Genomic DNA, 21604 nt, shown 5'->3' on the forward strand with positions numbered 1-21604 from the left:
CCCGCTGACACCGGGCCAACGAAGAACTTTGAACCATGGCCACTATCCACGTAGACGGCAAAGAGCTCGAAGTCGATGGGGCAGACAACCTGTTACAGGCGTGTCTGTCGCTAGGCCTCGACATTCCATATTTCTGCTGGCACCCCGCCCTTGGCAGCGTTGGCGCTTGCCGCCAGTGCGCGGTCAAGCAGTACACCGACGAGAACGACACCCGTGGTCGTATCGTCATGTCCTGCATGACCCCTGCCACCGACGGCAGCTGGATCTCCATCGAAGACGAAGAAGCGAAAGTGTTTCGCGCCAGCGTCGTCGAATGGCTGATGACCAACCACCCGCACGACTGCCCTGTGTGTGAGGAAGGCGGCCACTGCCACCTGCAAGACATGACCGTGATGACCGGCCACAACGAGCGCCGGTATCGCTTCACCAAGCGTACCCACCAGAACCAGCAACTGGGCCCGTTCATTTCCCACGAGATGAACCGCTGCATCGCTTGCTACCGCTGCGTGCGCTTCTATAAGGACTACGCCGGCGGTACCGACCTCGGTGTGTTTGGCGCCCACGACAACGTGTACTTCGGTCGCGTTGAAGACGGCACCCTGGAAAGTGAATTCTCCGGCAACCTCACCGAGGTCTGCCCGACCGGTGTGTTCACCGACAAGACTCACTCCGAGCGCTACAACCGCAAGTGGGACATGCAGTTCTCGCCGAGCATCTGCCATGGCTGCTCCAGCGGTTGCAACATCTCCCCGGGTGAGCGCTACGGCGAACTGCGTCGGATCGAAAACCGCTTCAACGGTTCGGTCAACCAGTACTTCCTGTGCGACCGTGGCCGTTTCGGCTATGGCTACGTCAACCGCGAAGACCGCCCACGTCAGCCACTGCTGGCCGACGGCGCCAAGTTGAGCCTCGACGAAGCACTGGATAAAGCCGCTGACCTGCTGCGCGGTCGCAACATCGTCGGTATCGGTTCGCCCCGCGCCAGCCTCGAAAGCAACTACGCGTTGCGCGAGCTGGTAGGCGCCGAACACTTCTACTCGGGTATCGAAGCCGGTGAGCTGGAGCGTATCCGCCTGGTGCTGCAAGTTCTGAACGACAGCCCGCTGCCGGTTCCGAACATGCGCGACATCGAAGACCACGACGCGATCTTCGTCCTCGGTGAAGACCTGACCCAAACCGCTGCACGCGTGGCCCTGTCCCTGCGCCAGTCGGTAAAAGGCAAGGCCGAAGACATGGCCGACGCCATGCGCGTCCAGCCTTGGCTCGACGCTGCGGTGAAAAACATCGGCCAGCACGCGCTGAACCCGCTGTTTATCGCCAGCCTGACCGCCACCAAGCTCGACGACATCGCAGAAGAATGCGTACACGCCGCGCCTGACGACCTGGCCCGCATCGGTTTCGCCGTGGCCCACGCCCTCGACGCCAGTGCGCCTGCCGTAGAAGGCCTGGACGCTGAAGCCGCTGAACTGGCCAAGCGTATCGCCGACGCCCTGCTGGCCGCCAAGCGTCCATTGATCATTGCCGGTACCTCGTTGGGTTCCAAGGCGCTGATCGAAGCCGCTGCCAACATTGCCAAAGCCTTGAAGCTGCGCGAGAAGAACGGTTCCATCAGCCTGATCGTGCCGGAAGCCAACAGCCTTGGCCTGGCCATGCTCGGTGGCGAGTCCCTCGACGCCGCTCTGCAAGCCGTGACCGACGGCAGTGCCGACGCGATCGTGGTGCTGGAAAACGACCTGTACACCCGCACTGATTCGGCCAAGGTCGACGCAGCGCTGAACGCGGCCAAAGTGGTGATCGTTGCCGACCACCAGAAAACCGCCACCAGCGACCGTGCCCACCTGGTACTGCCCGCCGCCAGCTTTGCTGAAGGCGACGGTACCCTGGTCAGCCAGGAAGGCCGCGCCCAGCGCTTCTTCCAGGTGTTCGATCCGAAGTACATGGACGCCAGCATCCTGGTTCACGAAGGCTGGCGCTGGCTGCACGCCCTGCGCGCTACCCTGCTGAACCAGCCGATCGACTGGACCCAGCTCGACCACGTGACTGCCGCCACAGCCGCAGCCGCACCGCAACTGGCGCGCATCGTCGACGCTGCACCGTCTGCCTCGTTCCGCATCAAGGGCATGAAACTCGCCCGTGAACCGCTGCGTTACTCCGGCCGTACCGCCATGCGGGCTGACATCAGCGTGCATGAGCCACGTACACCGCAAGACAACGACACCGCGTTTGCCTTCTCCATGGAAGGTTACTCGGGTTCGGTCGAGCCACGTCAGCAGGTGCCTTTCGCCTGGTCGCCGGGCTGGAACTCGCCGCAAGCCTGGAACAAGTTCCAGGACGAAGTCGGTGGCCACATCCGTGCCGGCGACCCGGGCACCCGCCTGATCGAAAGCACCGGTGACTCGCTGAACTGGTTCGCCAGCGTTCCGCGTCCGTTCAACCCGGCCCAGGGTACCTGGCAGGTTGTGCCGTTCTTCCACCTGTTCGGCAGCGAAGAGACTTCTTCCAAAGCCGCGCCGGTACAAGAGCGCATTCCAGCCGCCTACGTGTCCGTAGCCAAGTCCGAAGCCGACCGCCTGGGCGTCAACGACGGTGCCCTGCTCAGCGTGAACGTCGCCGGCAAGACCCTGCGTCTGCCGCTGCGCATCGACGAAGAGTTGGGTGCTGGCCTGGTTGCATTGCCAAAAGGCCTCGCGGGGATTCCTCCGGCGATCTTCGGCCTTACCGTTGACGGTCTGCAGGAGGCAGCTCAATGACCTGGTTCACCCCTGAAGTGATCGACGTGATCATCGCGGTGGTCAAGGCCATCGTGATCCTGTTGGCCGTGGTCGTGGCGGGCGCCCTGCTCAGCTTCGTCGAACGTCGCCTGCTGGGCTGGTGGCAGGACCGTTACGGTCCGAACCGCGTTGGCCCGTTTGGTATGTTCCAGATCGCCGCCGACATGCTGAAAATGTTCTTCAAGGAAGACTGGACCCCGCCGTTTGCCGACAAGGTGATCTTCACCCTGGCACCGGTCGTGGCCATGAGCGCCTTGCTGATTGCCTTCGCAATCATCCCGATCACCCCGACCTGGGGCGTGGCGGACCTGAACATCGGCTTGCTGTTCTTCTTCGCCATGGCCGGCTTGTCGGTCTACGCGGTGCTGTTCGCCGGTTGGTCGAGCAACAACAAGTTCGCCCTGCTGGGCAGCTTGCGGGCCTCGGCCCAGACCGTGTCCTACGAAGTGTTCATGGGCCTCGCGCTGATGGGCATCGTGGTGCAGGTGGGCTCGTTCAACATGCGCGACATCGTCGAGTACCAGGCGCAGAACCTGTGGTTCATCATTCCGCAGTTCTTCGGCTTCTGTACGTTCTTCATCGCTGGCGTCGCCGTGACTCACCGTCACCCGTTCGACCAGCCGGAAGCGGAACAGGAACTGGCCGACGGTTACCACATTGAATACGCCGGCATGAAATGGGGCATGTTCTTCGTTGGTGAATACATCGGCATCATCTTGATCTCGGCCCTGCTGGTCACGCTGTTCTTCGGCGGCTGGCACGGTCCGTTCGGCATCCTGCCGCAGCTGGCGTTCTTCTGGTTCTTCCTGAAGACCGCGTTCTTCATCATGCTGTTCATCCTGCTGCGCGCTTCCATCCCGCGTCCACGGTATGACCAGGTGATGGATTTCAGCTGGCGATTCTGCCTGCCGCTGACCCTGATCAATTTGCTGGTGACTGCTGCCGTTGTGTTGTTGAACACGCCAGCGGGCGCGGTTCAGTGAGGATTTGACCCATGTTCAAATATATTGGCGACATCGTTAAGGGTACCGGTACCCAGTTGCGAAGCCTGGTGATGGTGTTCGGTCACGGCTTTCGCAAACGCGACACCCTGCAATACCCGGAAGAAGCGGTGTACCTGCCGCCGCGTTATCGCGGCCGCATTGTCCTGACCCGCGACCCCGACGGCGAAGAGCGCTGTGTGGCCTGCAACCTGTGCGCCGTGGCGTGCCCGGTGGGTTGCATCTCGCTGCAGAAAGCTGAAACCGAAGACGGTCGCTGGTACCCGGACTTCTTCCGCATCAACTTCTCGCGCTGCATTTTCTGCGGCCTCTGCGAGGAAGCTTGCCCGACCACCGCGATCCAGCTGACACCGGATTTCGAGATGGCCGAGTTCAAACGTCAGGACCTGGTGTACGAGAAAGAAGATCTGCTGATCTCTGGTCCCGGTAAAAACCCTGATTACAACTTCTATCGTGTTGCAGGTATGGCCGTTGCCGGTAAGCCGAAAGGCGCCGCACAAAACGAAGCCGAGCCGATCAACGTGAAGAGCTTGCTGCCTTAAGGAAGAAAGATGGAATTCGCTTTCTATTTCGCATCGGGTATTGCAGTGGTGTCCACGCTTCGCGTGATCACCAACACTAACCCCGTGCACGCCCTGCTCTACCTGATCATTTCGCTGATCGCCGTGGCCATGACCTTCTTCAGCCTCGGCGCACCGTTCGCCGGTGTACTGGAAGTGATCGCCTACGCCGGCGCCATCATGGTGCTGTTCGTGTTTGTGGTGATGATGCTCAACCTGGGGCCGGCGTCTGTCGCCCAGGAACGCGTCTGGCTCAAGCCCGGCATCTGGCTCGGCCCGGTGATCCTGGCAGCCCTGCTGCTGGGTGAACTGCTGTATGTGCTGTTCGCTCACCAGAGCGGCCAGGCCATCGGCCACACCACCGTAGACGCGAAAGCCGTGGGCATCAGCCTGTTCGGCCCGTACCTGCTGGTGGTCGAACTGGCTTCGATGCTGCTGCTCGCTGCAGCCATCACCGCCTTCCACTTGGGCCGCAACGAAGCCAAGGAGCAATGACGATGCCTGCTATCCCTTTGGAGCATGGTCTGGCGGTCGCCGGCATCCTGTTCTGCCTTGGCCTGGTCGGCCTGATGGTTCGCCGCAACATTCTGTTCGTGTTGATGAGCCTGGAAATCATGATGAACGCCGCGGCACTCGCGTTCATCGTGGCCGGTAGCCGTTGGGGCCAGCCGGATGGACAAGTGATGTTCATCCTGGTGATCAGCCTGGCAGCCGCCGAGGCCAGTATTGGCCTGGCGATCCTGCTGCAACTGTATCGTCGCTTCCACACGCTTGATATCGACGCTGCCAGTGAGATGCGCGGATGAACATGATCTTTCTGACTTTCGTATTTCCCCTGATCGGTTTCCTGCTGCTGTCGTTCTCCCGTGGACGCTGGTCGGAAAACCTCTCGGCCCTGGTCGGCGTGGGTTCCATCGGCCTGTCGGCAATTGTGGCCGCCTACGTCATCTGGCAATTCAACGTCGCACCGCCTGAAGGCGGTCACTACACCCTGGTGTTGTGGCAGTGGATGTCGGTGGAGGGCTTCAAGCCCAACTTCGCCCTCTACGTCGACGGCCTGTCGATCACCATGCTCGGCGTGGTGGTGGGTGTGGGCTTCCTGATCCACCTGTTCGCGTCCTGGTACATGCGCGGTGAAGCCGGTTACTCGCGCTTCTTCGCCTACACCAACCTGTTTATCGCGAGCATGCTGTTCCTGGTGCTGGGCGATAACCTGTTGTTCCTGTACTTCGGCTGGGAAGGCGTGGGCCTGTGCTCGTACCTGTTGATCGGTTTCTACTACAGCAACCGCAACAACGGTAACGCCGCACTCAAAGCCTTTATCGTGACCCGGATCGGTGACGTGTTCATGGCCATCGGCCTGTTCATCCTGTTCCAACAGGTGGGCACGCTGAACATCCAGGAACTGCTGGTGCTGGCACCGCAGAAATTCCAGGTCGGCGACTTCTGGATCACCCTGGCGACCCTGATGCTGCTGGGTGGCGCTGTCGGTAAATCCGCACAACTGCCGCTGCAAACCTGGCTGGCGGATGCGATGGCCGGCCCTACCCCGGTTTCGGCACTGATCCACGCCGCAACCATGGTAACCGCCGGTGTCTACCTGATTGCCCGTACCCACGGCCTGTTCACCCTGGCGCCGGAGATTCTGCACCTGGTGGGCCTGGTGGGTGGCGTGACCCTGGTACTGGCAGGTTTTGCTGCCCTGGTTCAGACCGACATCAAGCGTATCCTCGCCTACTCGACCATGAGCCAGATCGGCTACATGTTCCTGGCCCTGGGCGTTGGCGCCTGGGACGGCGCGATCTTCCACCTGATGACCCACGCCTTCTTCAAGGCCCTGCTGTTCCTTGCTTCCGGTGCGGTGATCGTTGCCTGCCACCACGAGCAGAACATCTTCAAGATGGGCGGCCTGTGGAAGAAACTGCCGTTGGCCTACGCCAGCTTCATCGTCGGCGGCGCGGCCTTGTCGGCCCTGCCACTGGTGACCGCAGGTTTCTACTCGAAAGACGAAATCCTCTGGGAAGCCTTTGCCAGCGGTAACCACGGCCTGCTGTACGCCGGCCTGGTAGGTGCGTTCATGACCTCGCTGTACACCTTCCGCCTGATCTTCATCACGTTCCACGGTGAAGCCAAGACTGAAGCCCACGCAGGCCATGGCATTTCCCACTGGCTGCCACTGTCGGTGCTGATCATCCTGTCGACCTTCGTCGGCGCCATGATCACCCCGCCACTGGCCGGTGTTTTGCCGGAAAGCGCCGGCCATGCCGGTGGTGCAGCCAAGCACAGCCTGGAAATCGCCTCGGGCGCCATCGCCATCGCGGGTATCCTGCTGGCGGCCCTGCTGTTCCTCGGCAAGCGCCGCTTCGTCACCGCCATCGCCAACAGTGGCATTGGCCGCTTCCTTTCGGCCTGGTGGTTCGCTGCCTGGGGCTTCGACTGGATCTACGACAAACTGTTCGTCAAGCCGTACCTTGCGATCAGCCACGTACTGCGCAAAGACCCGCTCGACCAAACCATCGGTTTGATCCCGCGTGCCGCCAAGGCCGGTCACACCGCCCTGAGCCGCAGCGAGACCGGCCAATTGCGCTGGTATGCAGCTTCCATGGCGGCCGGTGCCGTCCTGGTAATCGGCGCCATCATCGTGGTCGCGGTCTGACTATGCACATTGCGAACTTTGCGAACTTGCGAAAGGAAACGAGCCCGTCATGATTCTGCCCTGGCTAATCCTGATCCCCTTTATCGGCGGCCTGCTCTGCTGGATGGGTGAACGCTTCGGCGCCACCCTCCCCCGCTGGATTGCGTTGCTGACCATGTCCCTGGAACTCGCGCTCGGCCTCTGGCTGTGGGCCCACGGTGACTATTCATTTGCTCCGGCACCGGGTGTCGATCCCACCTTCGCGCTTGAATTCAAGCACGTGTGGATCCAGCGCTTCGGCATCAACGTGCACCTGGCCCTCGACGGCCTGTCGCTGTTGATGATCCTGCTGACCGGCCTGCTGGGTATCCTCTCGGTACTCTGCTCCTGGAAAGAGATCCAGCGTCACGTGGGCTTCTTCCACCTGAACCTGATGTGGATCCTGGGCGGCGTTGTCGGCGTGTTCCTCGCCCTCGACCTGTTCATGTTCTTCTTCTTCTGGGAAATGATGCTGGTGCCGATGTACTTCCTCATCGCGCTCTGGGGTCACAGTTCTTCGGACGGCAAGAAAACCCGGATCTACGCGGCGACCAAGTTCTTCATCTTCACCCAGGCTTCCGGCCTGATCATGTTGGTGGCGATCCTGGGCCTGGTACTGGTCAACTTCAACAGCACGGGCGTGATCACGTTCAACTACGCCGACCTGTTGAAAACCAAGATGTCCCTGACCACCGAGTACATCCTGATGCTGGGCTTCTTCATCGCGTTCGCGGTGAAGCTGCCGGTGGTGCCGTTCCACTCCTGGTTGCCTGACGCTCACGCCCAGGCGCCGACTGCAGGTTCCGTCGACCTGGCCGGTATCCTGTTGAAGACGGCGGCCTACGGCCTGCTGCGTTTCGCCCTGCCGCTGTTCCCGAATGCCTCGGCCGAGTTCGCGCCGATCGCCATGACCCTCGGTCTGATCGGGATCTTCTACGGTGCGTTCCTGGCCTTCGCCCAAACCGACATCAAGCGTCTGATTGCCTTCTCGTCCGTTTCCCACATGGGCTTCGTACTGATCGGCATCTACTCCGGCAGCCAACTGGCGCTGCAAGGCGCCGTGATCCAGATGCTGGCTCACGGTGTGTCGGCAGCGGCACTGTTTATCCTCAGCGGCCAACTGTACGAGCGCCTGCACACTCGTGACATGCGCGAGATGGGTGGCGTGTGGTCACGTATCGCCTACCTGCCGGCCATCAGCCTGTTCTTCGCCGCCGCATCCCTGGGCTTGCCGGGTACCGGCAACTTCATCGGCGAGTTCCTGATCCTGATGGGTGCCTTCGTGCATACGCCGTGGGTCAGTGCGATCGCTACGTCTGGCCTGGTGTTCGGTTCGGTCTACTCGCTGATCATGATCCACCGCGCATACTTCGGTCCGGCCAAGTCCGACACCGTGTTGCACGGCATGGACGGTCGCGAACTGATCATGGTGCTCGGCCTTGCGGTACTGCTGGTGTTTATCGGCGTGTACCCGCAACCGTTCCTGGATACTTCTGCCGCAACGATGCATGGCGTGCAGCAGTGGTTCGGCACCGCCTTCTCTCAACTCGCTTCGGCCCGGTAAGAGCGCTATGGAATTCACGATCCAACACTTTATCGCGCTTGCGCCGCTGCTGATCACCAGCCTCACCATCGTGGTGGTGATGCTGGCGATCGCCTGGCGCCGCAATCACTCGCAAACGTTCCTGCTGTCCTGTGCGGGCTTGAACCTGGCCCTGCTGTCGATTATCCCGGCACTCAAGGTCGCGCCACTGGCCGTGACCCCGCTGATGATGGTCGATGACTTCGCGCTGCTGTATATCGCGCTGATCCTGGTTGCCACCCTGGCCTGCGTCACGCTCGCCCACGCCTACCTCGGCGAAGGCGGCACCGGCTACCCGGGCAACCGCGAAGAGCTGTACCTGCTGATCCTGCTGGCTGCGGCCGGTGGTATCGTGCTGGTCAGCGCGCAGCACCTGGCCGGCTTGTTCATCGGCCTGGAACTGCTGTCGATCCCGGTCTACGGCCTGGTGGCGTATGCCTTCTTCAACAAGCGCTCCCTGGAAGCCGGCATCAAGTACATGGTGCTGTCGGCAGCCGGTTCGGCGTTCCTGTTGTTCGGTATGGCCCTGCTCTACGCAGAAGCCGGCAGCCTGAGCTTCAGCGGTATCGGTCACGCCCTGGCAGCCTCCGGCAGCCCTGCGCCAATTGCCCAACTGGGCCTGGCCATGATGCTGATCGGCCTGGCGTTCAAGCTGTCGCTGGTGCCGTTCCACCTGTGGACCCCGGACGTGTACGAAGGCGCCCCGGCGCCGGTGGCTGCTTTCCTGGCTACCGCGTCGAAAGTCGCCGTGTTTGCCGTGATGGTGCGTCTGTTCCAGATCTCCCCTGCGGCCAACACCGGTGTACTCAGCAACGTGCTGACCATCATCGCCATCGCTTCGATCCTGTTCGGCAACCTGCTGGCGCTGACCCAGAACAACCTCAAGCGTCTGCTGGGTTATTCGTCCATCGCGCACTTCGGTTACCTGCTGATCGCCCTGGTGGCGAGCAAGGGCCTGGCGATGGAAGCCATCGGCGTGTACTTGGTCACCTACGTGATCACAAGCCTGGGTGCATTCGGTGTGATCACGCTGATGTCCTCGCCTTACAAAGGCCGCGACGCCGACGCCCTGTACGAATACCGCGGCCTGTTCTGGCGCCGTCCGTACCTGACCGCAGTACTGACCGTGATGATGCTGTCCCTGGCGGGTATCCCGCTGACTGCGGGCTTCATCGGCAAGTTCTACATCGTGGCCACCGGTGTTGAAGCGCACGAATGGTGGTTGGTTGCTTCCCTGGTACTGGGCAGCGCCATCGGCGTTTTCTACTACCTGCGCGTGATGGTGACCTTGTACCTGATCGAGCCAAACCTGCGCCGTGTGGACGCCGAGTTGCACTGGGAACAGAAAGCAGGCGGCGTGATGCTGCTGGCAATCGCCCTGCTGGCGTTCTTCCTGGGTGTGTACCCACAACCGTTGCTCACCCTGGTGCAGCATGCGGTGATGGCGGGCTGATCGCTTAGTTAAACGCAGCAAGCAAAACGGCGCCTTCGGGCGCCGTTTTGCGTTTCTGGCGTATTAATTTGTTGTCTGACACACAAAGGGAATTTTCCTCGTCGAGATGCCTCCCCTTCCGGCATCACCCTGCCTGGGTCGCTCGTATCGTGGTTGCGTTTTAGGAAACATCCCACAGCAGGGTCACTTGACCCACCGCAGATGGGCCACCAAACTATACGCAGGCTACGTACAGAACATGGATGCTCTATTTATCGAATTGCCAGCCTTTGAGCGGCACCGCAGGGATTATCTGAGTGATGAGTTATTTCACGGCTTTCAACAAGAGTTGATGAGAAACCCGCAAGCGGGCAACGTGATAGAGGGAACCGGCGGGTTACGCAAGGTGCGCTTTGTCGACGAGCGACGCAACAAGGGCAAACGGGGTGGCCTGCGAGTCATCTATTACTGGTGGTCGGGCGGTACGCAGTTCTGGCTGTTCACCCTTTATGGCAAACACGAACAGGACGACCTGAGCGCTCAACACAAAACGGCGCTCAAACACCTGCTGGACAGGGAAATCAAAGCGAGAAAATCTTATGAAACGTGACATCTTTTCCGAACTGGTCGAAGGCTTCGACGCGCTGGCAGATGAACGACAAGGCAAGGTAACGCTGCGCAGCCACAAGGTGCAGTTGAGCAAGCTGGCACCGCTCACTGCCGACGAAGTAGTCGCTGTGCGTCAACAACTCAATCTGTCGCGCTCGGTGTTTGCGATGTACCTGCGCACCAACACCCGGACCCTGGAAAATTGGGAGCAAGGCCGGGCCACACCCAATGCTCAGGCGGCAACCTTGATTCGGCTGGTGTCGAAGTTTCCGGAGACGGTGGAACGTTTGGCGCTGTTGACCTGATCGATCAATCCAGCCAAGCCCGTCGGCAACGGGACGTTGCCGACGGCTCAAGCCTGCAATCAAATCCTGAACTGCCCCACCAACTGACCCAACCGCTGCCCCAGGTCCGCCAGGCTGCGGGAGGTCTGGGCACCCTGTTGGGTTTCATCGGCCACACTGTCAACCGCCACCGCGATCTGATGCACGCTGCGGTTGATCTCTTCGGCCACGGCGGTTTGTTCTTCCGCCGCGCTGGCGATCTGCGCGTTCATCGAGTTGATGGTGCCGATCAGCTGCGCCATGGTGTCCAGGGATGCTCCGGCTTCGTTGGCCTGGGCCGATGTGCCGTCACCGGCGTCACTGGAACGGCGCATGGACTCCACGGCGGCTTCGGTGCCTTTTTGCAGGCGGTCGATCATGCCCTGGATCTCCTGGGTGCTTTGCTGGGTGCGGCTGGCCAACGCCCGTACTTCGTCGGCGACCACGGCAAAACCACGACCGGCCTCCCCTGCCCGCGCGGCTTCAATGGCGGCGTTGAGGGCGAGCAAGTTGGTCTGTTCGGCAATCGAGCGGATCACGCCAAGCACGCTGACAATCGACGACACATCCTGCTGCAAGCTGTCCAGGGACACGCCGCTGCTGCGGATGTCGTTCACCAGCGCGTGAATCTGCGCGATGCTGCCATCCACGACTTTTTTCGCGGCCTGGCCTTCGGCGTCGGTTTGCTGCGCAGCGACGGCTGCGCCTTGGGCACTGCGCGCCACTTCATGGGCCGCGGAGGACATTTCGTTGATCGCGGTAGCCACTTGGTCGGTCTCGTGACGCTGGCGCTCCATGGCTTTTTCCGAGCGGTTGGCTTGCTCGGCGACCTGGCTCACCAGGCCGGTAAGCTGGGAGGTCATCTCGGTGATCTGGCGTACCAGGCTGTGGATCTTGTCGACAAAGCGGTTGAAAGAGCCTGCCAGTTCGCCAAGCTCGTCCTGGCTGGTGATGGCCAGGCGGCGGGTCAGGTCACCCTCACCGGCGGCGATGTCGTCGAGGTTGATCTTCATCAGGTGCAACGGCCGCAGGATGGTATTGGCCACCAGCATGCCCACGGCGGCAATCACCAACAGCACCACCACGGCAATGCCGATGATGCTCAGGACCACGCCTTCCATGCGTTTCTCCACCTTGGCCTGAACCTCGGCAACCTGGGCGTCGATGCCGTCCAGGTTCACCGAGGTACCGATCACCATGTCCCACTTGGGCAAGTATTCGGTGTAGCCAAGCTTGGGCACCAGCTCGGTCTGGCCGGGCTGCGTCGAGCTGTATTGCAGGTAGTGGGTGCCGTCCTTGCCGACTTTCACCAGGTCGCGGTTGACGTAGACGCCGTTCGGGTCGCGGTTGTCCTTGAAGCTTTTGCCGACGCCGTCCGGGCTGTTGCCCTTGAACAGGCGAATGGTCTCGGAGTCGTAGCCGAAGAAATAACCGTCCTTGCCATAGCTGATGTTGGACAGCAGCTTGACCACTTGCGTCCGTGCGGCCGTATCGCCTTGGGCGGCAGCGTCGTACAGCGGCTTGATGGTGGTCATCGCCACCTCGACGTAGCCGCGCAAGGTGGTCTTGGCGTCGTTGAGCAGGTTCTGACGGGTTTCTTCGACCTCGTTGCGGGCCTGCTCCCGAAGGATCCACACCGTGGTCAGGCTGATGATCACGGCAAACAACAACACGGGCAGGACAGCAAGGGACAGTACTTTGGCCTTTAGACTCAGACGCATGGCTCTTCTCTCTTGAGGGACAACTCAAGAGGTTAACGGCTAGTTACAATAAATCTGTAGGACAATCCCGTCAGAGCGTCATCGCGGCAAACCAGCCAAACGCCAGCAGCGGAATGTTGTAGTGCAGGAAGGTCGGCACCACGGTGTCCCAGATATGGTGGTGCTGGCCATCGATGTTCAAACCGGAAGTCGGGCCCAGGGTGGAGTCCGACGCAGGCGAGCCGGCATCACCCAATGCCCCGGCCGTGCCGACGATGCACACGATCGCCAGCGGGCTGAAGCCCAGCTGCACGCACAGCGGCACAAAGATCGCCGCCAGGATCGGCACCGTGGAAAACGACGAGCCGATGCCCATGGTCACCAGCAAGCCCACCAGCAGCATCAGCAGCGCGCCCACACCGCGGCTATGGCCGATAAATGCCGCGGAGGCTTGCACGAGTGTCTGCACTTCACCGGTGGCCTTGAGCACTTCGGCAAAGCCTGACGAGGCGATCATGATGAAGCCGATCATCGCCATCATCTTCATGCCTTCGGTGAACAGGTCATCGGTGTCGCGCCAGCGCACGATGCCCGACACCGAAAAGATCAGGAACCCGGCCAGGGCGCCAATGATCATCGAGTCCAGCCACAGCTGGATAATGAACGCCGCCGCAATCGCCAGGCCGGCCACCAGCAGGGTCAGCGGGTTGTATTGCACGGCCACCTGCTCGACTCGCTCGATCTTCTCCAGGTCGTACACACGCTTCTTGCGGTAGCTGACAAACACCGCCACCAGCAAACCGACCACCATGCCCAGCGCTGGGAGGCCCATGGCATGGGTGACATTGACCTGGCTGATGTCGACACCGCTCTTGGCCACGTTGGCCAGCAGGATCTGATTCAGGAAGATGTTGCCGAAGCCCACCGGCAGAAACATGTAGGGCGTGATCAGGCCGAAGGTCATGACGCAGGCGATGAGACGGCGGTCCAGCTGCAGTTTGGTCAGCACGTATAAAAGCGGCGGTACCAGCAGCGGGATAAACGCGATGTGGATCGGCAGGATGTTCTGCGAGGCGATGGCCACCACCCAGAGCAGACCGATCAGCAGCCATTTGACGTGACTGCCGCCCGTGGCTTCCTGGCGATCCACCAGCAGCAGGGCTTTATCGGCCAGCGCATGAGCCAGGCCGGATTTGGCAATCGCCACGGCGAACGCGCCGAGCAGCGCGTAGGACAACGCCACCGTCGCACCGCCACCCAGGCCGCTGTTGAACGCCTTGAGCGTCGCGTCGATACCCAGGCCGCCGGTCAGGCCACCCACCAGGGCGCCGACAATGATCGCGATCACCACATGCACGCGGGACAAGCTGAGCACCAGCATGGTGCCGACCGCGGCGATTACTGCATTAATCATCGTTACCTCAAGACAGAAAACATGAAAAAAGCACGCACCTGCCCGGGCTGCTGTCGGGAACGGCTGCCGCAAACCAGGTTTTAAGGGAGTTTTATTAGAGGGCGCGCACTTTGCAGCACCCGGCCTGCCTTGTCAAAAAAGTGGGGAGAAGGTTTGTCAGTGGTTAGGGGATTTGTCTGTGGCGAGGGGGCTTGTCCCCCGTTGGAGTGCGCAGCGCTCCCGCTTTTCTTGGGGCCGCTAAGCAGCCCAACGGGGGACAAGCCCCCTCGCCACACAAACAGGTTTAAATTGATCGTTTGAATAAAGAAAATTTCCGAGCCGCCGATACAGGCAGATCGTCTCTGTCGTATCGAAAGTTAAGGAAGGCTCCATGTCGCTCAGACAGCTGTCCATTCAATGGAAAATTACCCTGCTGGCCGGTCTTTGCCTGCTGGGCATCGTGACCTTGCTGGTAGGTCTCTCGCTGTACCGCATGGCGCAGAGCTCCGACCTGGTCAAGGCTTCCAGTATGGAAATGCTCGACGAAGCCGCCCAGGCGCGCATCGAAGCCCAGGGTGAGGTCCAGGCCTTGGGCATTCGCCAGCAGTTCATGGACGCCTATCAATACGGCCACGGTTTTTCCCGGCAGGTGTTGTTCCTGCGCGAACAGGCCGAGAAACGCTTCCTGGATGCCTTCGACCTGCGCGAAGACCTGACCCGGCAGGTCAAGGCCGCGCTGCAGGCCAACCCTGACCTGCTGGGCCTGTCCCTGGTATTCGAGGCCAACGCACTGGATGGCAAGGACGAACTGTTCGCCAACCAGCAAGAGCTGGGCAGCAACGACAAGGGCCGCTTTGCGCTGTACTGGTCCCAGCCGACTGCGGGCAAGCTGACTTCAATGTCGCTGCCCGAAAGCGACATGTCCGACACCAGCGTCGGACCCAGCGGCGAAAAAGCCAACGCCTGGTTCACCTGCCCGCGCACCACACTCAAGCCCTGCGTGATCGAGCCGTACTTCTATGTGATCGATGGGCAAAAGGTGCTGATGACCAGCATCGTCTTCCCGCTGATGGTCAACGGCAAAGTCATCGCCTCGCTGTCGGTGGACATCAACCTCAACAGCCTGCAAGCCGTCAGCCAGGGCGCCAGCCAGAAACTCTACGACGGCCAGACCAGCGTCAGCATCATCAGCCCGGTGGGCCTGCTGGCCGGCTACAGTCCGGACGCCGGCAAACTCAGCCAGCGCCTGGATGCCGTCGACACCGCCAACGGCGCGCAATTGATCAGTTCGCTTTCCACCAGCACCCAGACCCGCAGCGTGCGCACCGACCACCAACTCAAGGTGCTCGCGCCGTTCCAGCCGATCCCCGATGGCAAGCCGTGGGGCGTGTTGCTGGATGTTCCGGAAAAAGTCCTGGTGGCTCCGGCTGAAGCCCTGAAGTCCAAACTGGACGCCGATAACGCCAAGGGCACTCTGCTGGAACTGAGCCTGGGCCTGCTGGCAGCAATCGTCGGCCTGTTGCTGGTGTGGCTGATGGCCCGCAGCGTGACCCGGCCGATCCTCGGTGTGGCGCGCATGCTGGAAGACATTGCCAGTGGCGAAGGTGACCTGACCCGCCGCCTGGCCTACGACAAACACGACGAACTCGGCGAATTGGCCGGCTGGTTCAACCGCTTCCTCGACAAGCTGCAGCCGATCATTGCCCAGGTCAAACGCTCAGTGCAGGACGCCCGTGGCACCGCCGACCAGTCGGCCGCCATCGCCACTGAAACCAGTGCCGGCATGGAGCAGCAATACCGTCAGGTCGACCAGGTGGCCACCGCCTCCCACGAGATGAGCGCCACCGCCCAGGACGTCGCCCGCAGTGCCGCGCAAGCCGCCCAGGCTGCCCGCGATGCCGATCAGGCGACGCGTGAAGGTTTGACCGTGATCGACCGCACCACCACCAGCATCGGCCACCTGGCGGCGGATATGAGCACCGCGATGACCCAGGTTGAAGGACTGGCGGCCAACAGCGAGAAGATCGGTTCGGTACTGGAAGTGATTCGTGCAATCGCCGAGCAGACCAACCTGCTGGCACTGAACGCCGCTATCGAGGCCGCCCGCGCGGGTGAAGCCGGTCGTGGTTTTGCGGTGGTCGCCGATGAAGTGCGCAACCTGGCGCGACGTACCCAGGAGTCGGTGGAAGAAACCCGCCTGGTGATCGAGCAACTGCAAAGCGGTACCCAGGAAGTGGTCGGTTCCATGAGCAACAGCCATCGCCAGGCCCAGGGCAGCGTCGAACAAGTGGGCCAGGCCGTGACCGCCTTGCGCCAGATCGGCGATGCGGTAACGGTAATCAGCGACATGAACCTGCAGATCGCCAGCGCCGCCGAAGAGCAAAGTGCGGTGGCCGAGGAGATCAACAACAACGTGGCGACGATTCGAGATGTGACGGAGTCGTTGTCCGAGCAAGCGAATGAATCGGCGCGGGTCAGCCAGGCGTTGAACAGCCTGGCGAATCAGCAGCAGGGCCTGATGGATCAGTTCAGGGTTTGATGAGTTGCGGGATACTCCGGCAATCAGCCCGAGTATCCCGTAGCAGCTGTCGAGCCTTGGCGAGGCTCGACAGCTGCTACGTTTGTGTTCACTGGCGGCGTGGCAGGTCGATGATGACCTTTAACCCGCCCAGCTCGCTCTCCTGCAACAGAAGCACCCCGCCCCACACCTCGACAATATCCCGCACGATCCCCAGCCCCAGACCATGCCCGTCAGTCTGCTCATCCAACCGCGTGCCTCGGCTGAACACCTGATCACGCTGGCTCTCGGGAATCCCCGGCCCGTCATCTTCGACAGCCAACCGAAAGCCTTCCGGGGTTTCGCCGATGCTCAACACAATCTCCGCGTCCGCCCATTTACACGCGTTGTCCAGCAGGTTGCCCAACAGTTCCAGCAGGTCTTCGCGGTCCCACGGCAATTGCAAACCGGGCGGCACGCGGTAACTCAAATCCAGGTGTTCGCCATGGATCATGTTCAGGGTCGCAAGCAACCCCGGTAATTCGCCGTCGCAATCGAACAAGGCACCCGGCAGTGTCTCTCCGGCCAGGCGGGCACGATTGAGTTCACGATTAAGCCGTTGCTGCACCTGCTCCAACTGTTCCCGCAGCAGCTTGCTCAGTTGCGGATGGTCCTTGAGCTGTTCACTGGATGCCACGCTCAACAACACCGCCAACGGGGTTTTCAAGGCATGGCCGAGATTGCCCAGGGCATTGCGCGAGCGCTTGAGGCTGTCTTCGGTGTGGGCCAGCAGATGGTTGATCTGCGCCACCAGCGGCTCCAGCTCCACCGGCACCTGGGTATCCAGTTGCGAGCGCTGGCCCTGCTGCAGTTGGGCGATCTGGTTGCGTGCGGTCTCCAGCGGGCGCAAGGCGCGGCGCACGGTGACCCGTTGCAGAATCAGGATCAGCAACAGCGCCGCCAGCCCCAGCACCAGGCCGATCTGGCGCATCAGCCGAAAGCTTTCTCTGACGGGTGTGTAGTCCTGGGCCACGCTGATGGAAATCGACTGGCCAAACCGTTTGTAGTCCGAACGCAGTACCAGCAACTGCTGGCCTTCCGGCCCCAACTGCAGGTTGCCCTTGAGCCCGGCGTGGGGCAACTGCGGCAGTTCCTGGTCCCACAGCGAGCGGGAACGCCAATGGGTGTCGGCAAAATCGATACGGAAATAGTGCCCGGAAAACGGACGCTGGTACGCAGGAGACAACCGCTGCTCATCCAGTTGCACACCCGCCGGCCCGCGCACCAGCGCCACCAGCAGGTTCTCGCTGTCGTTGCGCAAGCCGGACTCCAGGTAACGTTGCAGGCCCATTTCGAACAGCCACAGGCTGGTCTGCGCCAGCACCAGACCGACGATCACCATCACACTGATCAGCCCCAGGCTCAGGCGCCGCTGGATCGACTTCATGCCGGGCTGGCGCCAAACCGATAACCCTGGCCGCGCCGGGTCTCGATCACGCTGCGGCCCAACTTGCGGCGCAGGTGGTTGACGTGGACCTCCAACACATTGGAGTCACGCTCGGTCTCGCCATCGTACAAATGTTCGGCCAGGTGACTTTTTGAAAGGATTTGCTCGGGGTGCAGCATGAAGTAACGCAGCAGCCGAAACTCGGCCGCGGTCAGCTGGATCTCCTCGCCATCACGCATCACACACTGGCGACCCTCATCCAGGTGCAAGCCGGCAGCCTGCAAGGTGGGCTGATTGGCGTGGCCATGGGAACGACGCAGCAAGGCCTGGATACGCAGGTGCAGCTCTTCGGGATGGAACGGTTTGCTGAGGTAGTCGTCGGCCCCAGCCTTGAGCCCTTCGATGCGCTCGGCCCAGGAGTCGCGGGCAGTGAGGATCAGCACCGGCGTGGCCAGGCCGGCGGCACGCCATTGCGTCAACACCTCAAGCCCGGGCAAACCCGGCAGGCCGAGGTCAAGGATGATCAGGTCGTAGGGTTCGCTGCGCCCCTGATACACCGCATCGCGCCCGTCCGCCAGCCAGTCGACGGCATAGCCCTGGCGATTGAGCCCGGCCATCAACTCATCGGCCAGGGGTACGTGGTCTTCCACCAGCAGCAGGCGCATCAGTCGTCTTCCTTGTCTTTGAGCAGTTGACCGGTGTTGGCATCGAGTTCGATCTCGCGCACTACGCCTTCCACCGTCAATAGTTCGATTTCATAGATATAGCGCACAGGGCGATCCTTGTGCTCTTCAAGCTCGGCGTCCAGCAGCTTGGCGCCCGGGTAGCGCTCGAAAGCCGGGCCCAGCAGATGCTCAAGCGGCGCGATCACACCCTCCTGGCGCAGGCGCAGCGCCTCGTCCTGGCCCAGGTCACGAGCGGCCAGGCCTGAGCAAAATGCCAGGAGCACCAGCGCCACTTGAACGCTGGTGCGTAGATTTACCTTCATTACGTATCCTGATGATCCTTGAGGACGGCGCCGGTGACGGCGTCCAATTCCAGGTCCCACTCGACGCCCTGGGCGTCGCGCAGTTCAACCTGATAAAGGTATTTGCCGTATTCCTCTTCAAGCTCGGTTTCATGCACGGTGGCGCCGGGATGTTTGGCCAGTGCGATAGCATTGAGCTTCTCGAAAGACACAATGGTACCAGCGTCGCGCAACTTCAGTGCTTCGTCCGGCCCCAGGTCGCGAGCCTGGGCGACGCCTGCGGTGAGGGCGATGATACTGCTGGCGATCAAGGCTGTGAGGGTTTTCATGGTGAGTCTCCGTTTCGGGATATTTTGCCTACGGGGCTCACGGTACTGGATCCAACTTAACTGAAACTGAATTGCCACCATGGCAATTCTCTGCGAGACCTTTGCCTGCAACCGGGCAAGATTTTCTATACTGCCCTGCTCGCGGTAAATGAGACCGGTATGACTGCTATCCATATGAAGTTCCCCGCCTTGACCCTCAAGGCCGGTAAACGCGCTTTTGCACGCATTCGTGAGCAGGGGCTTGCGCCTGCGGACGTCGGCATCCTTCCCGGCGCTGCCGGCGGGCCCAAGGCGCTGGGCATCCAGGGTCTGGACCTGGCGCTGTTTGGTGACTGGCTGCCCCGGGCGCCCCGCGAGCGTGCGCTGATCGGCGCCTCGATAGGCTCCTGGCGGTTTGCCAGTGCGTGCCTGCCCGACCCGGTGCAAGGCCTGCTCGACCTGGGCCGGCTGTACAACGCACAAAGCTTTGCCAAAGGCGTGACCATGGCCGAAGTCAGCCAGAGCTGCGTGCGCATGCTCGATGACTTGCTGGCCGGCCGCGATGCCCGCGTGCTCGACAACCCGCACTACCGGCTGAACATCATGGTGGTCAAAAGCCATGGCCTGCTCGCCGACGATCATCGCGGTCGGCTTGGTTTGGGGTTGTCCTCGGTGATCGCCGACAACCTGAGGGGCCGCGCGCGGTTGTCCCGGCACTTCGAACGGCTGATCGTCCACGATCCACGCCAGGCGCCACCGCTGCATGCGCTCAAGGATTTCCCGTCGCGCTTCCTTGATCTGGAACTGGGCAACCTGCGCCAGGCCTTGCTGGCGTCGGGCTCGATCCCCATGGTGATGCAAGGCGTACGCGACCTGCCGGGTGCAGGCCAAGGCACTTACCGCGATGGCGGCCTGCTGGACTATCACCTCGACCTGCCCTACCACGGCGATGACATCGTGCTGTACCCGCACTTCACCGACCGGGTCATTCCCGGCTGGTTCGACAAAGGCTTGCCGTGGCGCCACGCCAATCAACAGGGTTTGCAGGATGTCCTGCTGCTGGCGCCGTCGAAGGAATACCTGGCGCGACTGCCCCACGGCAAACTGCCGGACCGCAGTGACTTCAAGCGCTTCATGGGGGATGACCCGGGCCGCAACAAGTACTGGCAAACCGCAATGAGCGAAAGCCAGCGGCTGGGGGATGAGTTTCTGCAACTGGCCGACAATGGCCAATTGGGCGAACGCCTGCTGGCTCTCTAGCGCCCTCTCCGTAGCAGCTGTCGAGCCCAAGCGAGGCTGCGTCGGCAGCACCTCGGTTTGTCAGACAAATCGCAAACGCAGCCTCGCCATGGCTCGACAGCTGCTACGCGGTATGCGCGCGGCCGCGACAAACTGTTAAACTCGCCGCCTGCCAGACACCTCACCGAGCTGAAAAACCCTGTGGAAATCTTCAAAGAGTTTACCTTCGAGTCCGCCCACCGCCTGCCCCACGTTCCGGAAGGCCACAAATGCGGGCGCCTGCATGGCCATTCGTTCAAGGTGGCGATCCACCTCAGCGGCGACCTCGACCCGCACACCGGCTGGATCCGTGACTTCTCGGAGATCAAGGCGATTTTCAAGCCGCTCTACGAACGCCTCGACCACAACTACCTCAACGACATCCCGGGCCTCGAAAACCCCACCAGCGAAGTGCTGGCCAAGTGGATCTGGAATGAACTGAAACCGCTGTTGCCGGAACTCAGCGCGATTCGCATCCATGAGACCTGCACCAGCGGCTGCATCTATCGCGGCGAATAAGCCGGCGACGTAAAAAACCACCCTTGCGGTGGTTTTTTTATGCCGGAGACTCCCTTACAGTCGTGGCCTCTTGTACAGGAAGCGCTGCGATGCCAACCCATATCCGCCCCGCTACCGGCGACGATATCCCCGCTATTGAAGCGATCGTCCACGCCGCCTACTCCCCTTACATCCAGCGAATCGGGCGCAAGCCAGGACCGATGCTGGATGACTATCGCCAGCAGGTCGCCGCCGAACGGGTGCATGTGCTGGAGAGTGCGGGCCAGGTCCGCGGCTTTGTCGTACTGATTCATCACGATGAGTACCTGCTGCTGGATAACCTGGCCGTCGACCCCGGTGCCCAGGGCTTGGGTTACGGGCGCCTGTTGCTGGGCTTCGCGGAAGGCCAGGCCAGGCATGGCTCCATCCGTCTCTACACCAATGAAGCGATGACCGAAAATATCGCGCTGTACACCCGCAAAGGCTATGTGGAAACCCACCGGGCCGAGGAAAACGGCTTGCGTCGGGTCTACATGCAAAAAGACCTCACCGCCTCGCACTGAA

General features: G+C 61.5%; 20 protein-coding genes and 2 pseudogenes. 15 read left to right on the plus strand and 7 right to left on the minus strand.

Annotated elements, in window-relative coordinates; translation table 11 throughout:
* The first annotated feature begins 35 nt into the window (after positions 1–35).
* The 10 genes from nuoG to HX824_RS25520 all read left to right on the plus strand — a co-directional run bounded on the left by nuoG (position 36) and on the right by HX824_RS25520 (position 10934).
* On the plus strand, positions 36–2750 hold the full coding sequence (nuoG, locus tag HX824_RS25475; protein ID WP_008432794.1) for an NADH-quinone oxidoreductase subunit NuoG: 2715 nt from the start codon (positions 36–38) through the stop codon (positions 2748–2750).
* Complete coding sequence (gene nuoH / locus HX824_RS25480; RefSeq protein ID WP_003219563.1) at positions 2747–3754, plus strand: NADH-quinone oxidoreductase subunit NuoH; 1008 nt, start codon at positions 2747–2749, stop codon at positions 3752–3754. The genes nuoG and nuoH overlap by 4 nt, the downstream gene beginning before the upstream one ends.
* An 11-nt stretch (positions 3755–3765) precedes the next feature.
* Positions 3766–4314 (plus strand): NADH-quinone oxidoreductase subunit NuoI, encoded by a 549-nt coding sequence (nuoI, locus tag HX824_RS25485; RefSeq protein ID WP_003174725.1) that lies wholly within the window; start codon positions 3766–3768, stop codon positions 4312–4314.
* Positions 4315–4323: 9 nt separating this feature from the next.
* Positions 4324–4827 (plus strand): NADH-quinone oxidoreductase subunit J, encoded by a 504-nt coding sequence (gene nuoJ / locus HX824_RS25490; RefSeq protein WP_003219561.1) that lies wholly within the window; start codon positions 4324–4326, stop codon positions 4825–4827.
* Positions 4828–4829: 2 nt separating this feature from the next.
* Positions 4830–5138: an NADH-quinone oxidoreductase subunit NuoK gene (gene nuoK / locus HX824_RS25495; RefSeq protein ID WP_003219560.1), complete on the plus strand. Its 309-nt coding sequence runs from the start codon at positions 4830–4832 to the stop codon at positions 5136–5138.
* Complete coding sequence (nuoL, locus tag HX824_RS25500) at positions 5135–6988, plus strand: NADH-quinone oxidoreductase subunit L (protein WP_003219559.1); 1854 nt, start codon at positions 5135–5137, stop codon at positions 6986–6988. The genes nuoK and nuoL overlap by 4 nt, the downstream gene beginning before the upstream one ends.
* Before the next feature lie 49 nt (positions 6989–7037).
* Positions 7038–8570, plus strand: coding sequence for an NADH-quinone oxidoreductase subunit M (gene nuoM / locus HX824_RS25505; protein WP_003219558.1), 1533 nt, complete (start codon positions 7038–7040; stop codon positions 8568–8570).
* A 7-nt stretch (positions 8571–8577) separates the two neighbouring features.
* Entirely contained in the window at positions 8578–10041 is a 1464-nt protein-coding gene (gene nuoN, locus HX824_RS25510; protein WP_003219557.1) for an NADH-quinone oxidoreductase subunit NuoN, read from the plus strand.
* A gap of 238 nt (positions 10042–10279) precedes the next feature.
* Positions 10280–10630 (plus strand): toxin, encoded by a 351-nt coding sequence (locus HX824_RS25515; RefSeq protein ID WP_032899042.1) that lies wholly within the window; start codon positions 10280–10282, stop codon positions 10628–10630.
* A complete protein-coding gene (locus tag HX824_RS25520) occupies positions 10620–10934 on the plus strand; it encodes a DNA-binding transcriptional regulator (protein WP_177055327.1) in 315 nt (104 codons plus the stop codon). The genes HX824_RS25515 and HX824_RS25520 overlap by 11 nt, the downstream gene beginning before the upstream one ends.
* A 59-nt stretch (positions 10935–10993) precedes the next feature.
* Here HX824_RS25520 and HX824_RS33010 read toward each other — a convergent pair whose 3' ends face one another.
* The 3 genes and pseudogenes from HX824_RS33010 to HX824_RS25530 form a co-directional block, all read right to left on the minus strand.
* Entirely contained in the window at positions 10994–11815 is an 822-nt protein-coding gene (locus HX824_RS33010; RefSeq protein ID WP_371132463.1) for a methyl-accepting chemotaxis protein, read from the minus strand.
* Between the two features lie 36 nt (positions 11816–11851).
* Positions 11852–12673, minus strand: a pseudogene (locus HX824_RS33015) (cache domain-containing protein); the annotation flags it as partial.
* Positions 12674–12743: 70 nt separating this feature from the next.
* Positions 12744–14063, minus strand: a complete 1320-nt coding sequence (locus HX824_RS25530) for a Na+/H+ antiporter family protein (RefSeq protein ID WP_177055358.1) — start codon at positions 14061–14063, stop codon at positions 12744–12746.
* A gap of 1516 nt (positions 14064–15579) precedes the next feature.
* On the opposite strand from HX824_RS25530, the pseudogene HX824_RS33020 reads away from it, so the two are divergent.
* Both HX824_RS33020 and HX824_RS33025 read left to right on the plus strand, forming a co-directional pair.
* Positions 15580–15726: pseudogene (locus HX824_RS33020) on the plus strand (HAMP domain-containing protein); the annotation flags it as partial.
* A gap of 102 nt (positions 15727–15828) precedes the next feature.
* Positions 15829–16584, plus strand: a complete 756-nt coding sequence (locus HX824_RS33025) for a methyl-accepting chemotaxis protein (RefSeq protein WP_371132963.1) — start codon at positions 15829–15831, stop codon at positions 16582–16584.
* 88 nt (positions 16585–16672) lie between these two features.
* Here the strand turns inward: HX824_RS33025 and HX824_RS25540 are convergent, their stop codons facing one another.
* Genes HX824_RS25540 through HX824_RS25555 form a run of 4 tightly spaced genes read right to left on the minus strand, consistent with a single transcriptional unit; the run spans position 16673 to position 19285 of the window.
* Positions 16673–17989, minus strand: a complete 1317-nt coding sequence (locus HX824_RS25540; RefSeq protein ID WP_177048423.1) for a sensor histidine kinase — start codon at positions 17987–17989, stop codon at positions 16673–16675.
* Positions 17986–18654 (minus strand): response regulator transcription factor, encoded by a 669-nt coding sequence (locus HX824_RS25545; protein WP_003219550.1) that lies wholly within the window; start codon positions 18652–18654, stop codon positions 17986–17988. The genes HX824_RS25540 and HX824_RS25545 overlap by 4 nt, the downstream gene beginning before the upstream one ends.
* Positions 18654–18977, minus strand: a complete 324-nt coding sequence (locus HX824_RS25550) for a PepSY domain-containing protein (RefSeq protein WP_008432790.1) — start codon at positions 18975–18977, stop codon at positions 18654–18656. Before HX824_RS25550 ends, HX824_RS25545 begins: the two co-directional genes overlap by 1 nt.
* The gene (locus tag HX824_RS25555) at positions 18977–19285 is read right to left on the minus strand and encodes a PepSY domain-containing protein (RefSeq protein ID WP_008432789.1); all 309 of its coding nucleotides are present in this window, start codon (positions 19283–19285) and stop codon (positions 18977–18979) included. The genes HX824_RS25550 and HX824_RS25555 overlap by 1 nt, the downstream gene beginning before the upstream one ends.
* A 159-nt stretch (positions 19286–19444) precedes the next feature.
* On the opposite strand from HX824_RS25555, the gene HX824_RS25560 reads away from it, so the two are divergent.
* From HX824_RS25560 to HX824_RS25570, 3 genes are all read left to right on the plus strand, one after another.
* Positions 19445–20524 carry a patatin-like phospholipase family protein gene (locus HX824_RS25560; protein WP_102604539.1) on the plus strand — a complete coding sequence of 360 codons (1080 nt, stop codon included), beginning with the start codon at positions 19445–19447 and terminating at the stop codon, positions 20522–20524.
* A gap of 180 nt (positions 20525–20704) precedes the next feature.
* A complete protein-coding gene (gene queD / locus HX824_RS25565) occupies positions 20705–21061 on the plus strand; it encodes a 6-carboxytetrahydropterin synthase QueD (RefSeq protein WP_003190259.1) in 357 nt (118 codons plus the stop codon).
* Positions 21062–21150: 89 nt separating this feature from the next.
* Positions 21151–21603 (plus strand): GNAT family N-acetyltransferase, encoded by a 453-nt coding sequence (locus HX824_RS25570; protein WP_177055331.1) that lies wholly within the window; start codon positions 21151–21153, stop codon positions 21601–21603.
* Position 21604: the final 1 nt, after the last annotated feature.

This window comes from Pseudomonas sp. D4002 (assembly GCF_013385665.1).
Classification (GTDB): domain Bacteria; phylum Pseudomonadota; class Gammaproteobacteria; order Pseudomonadales; family Pseudomonadaceae; genus Aquipseudomonas.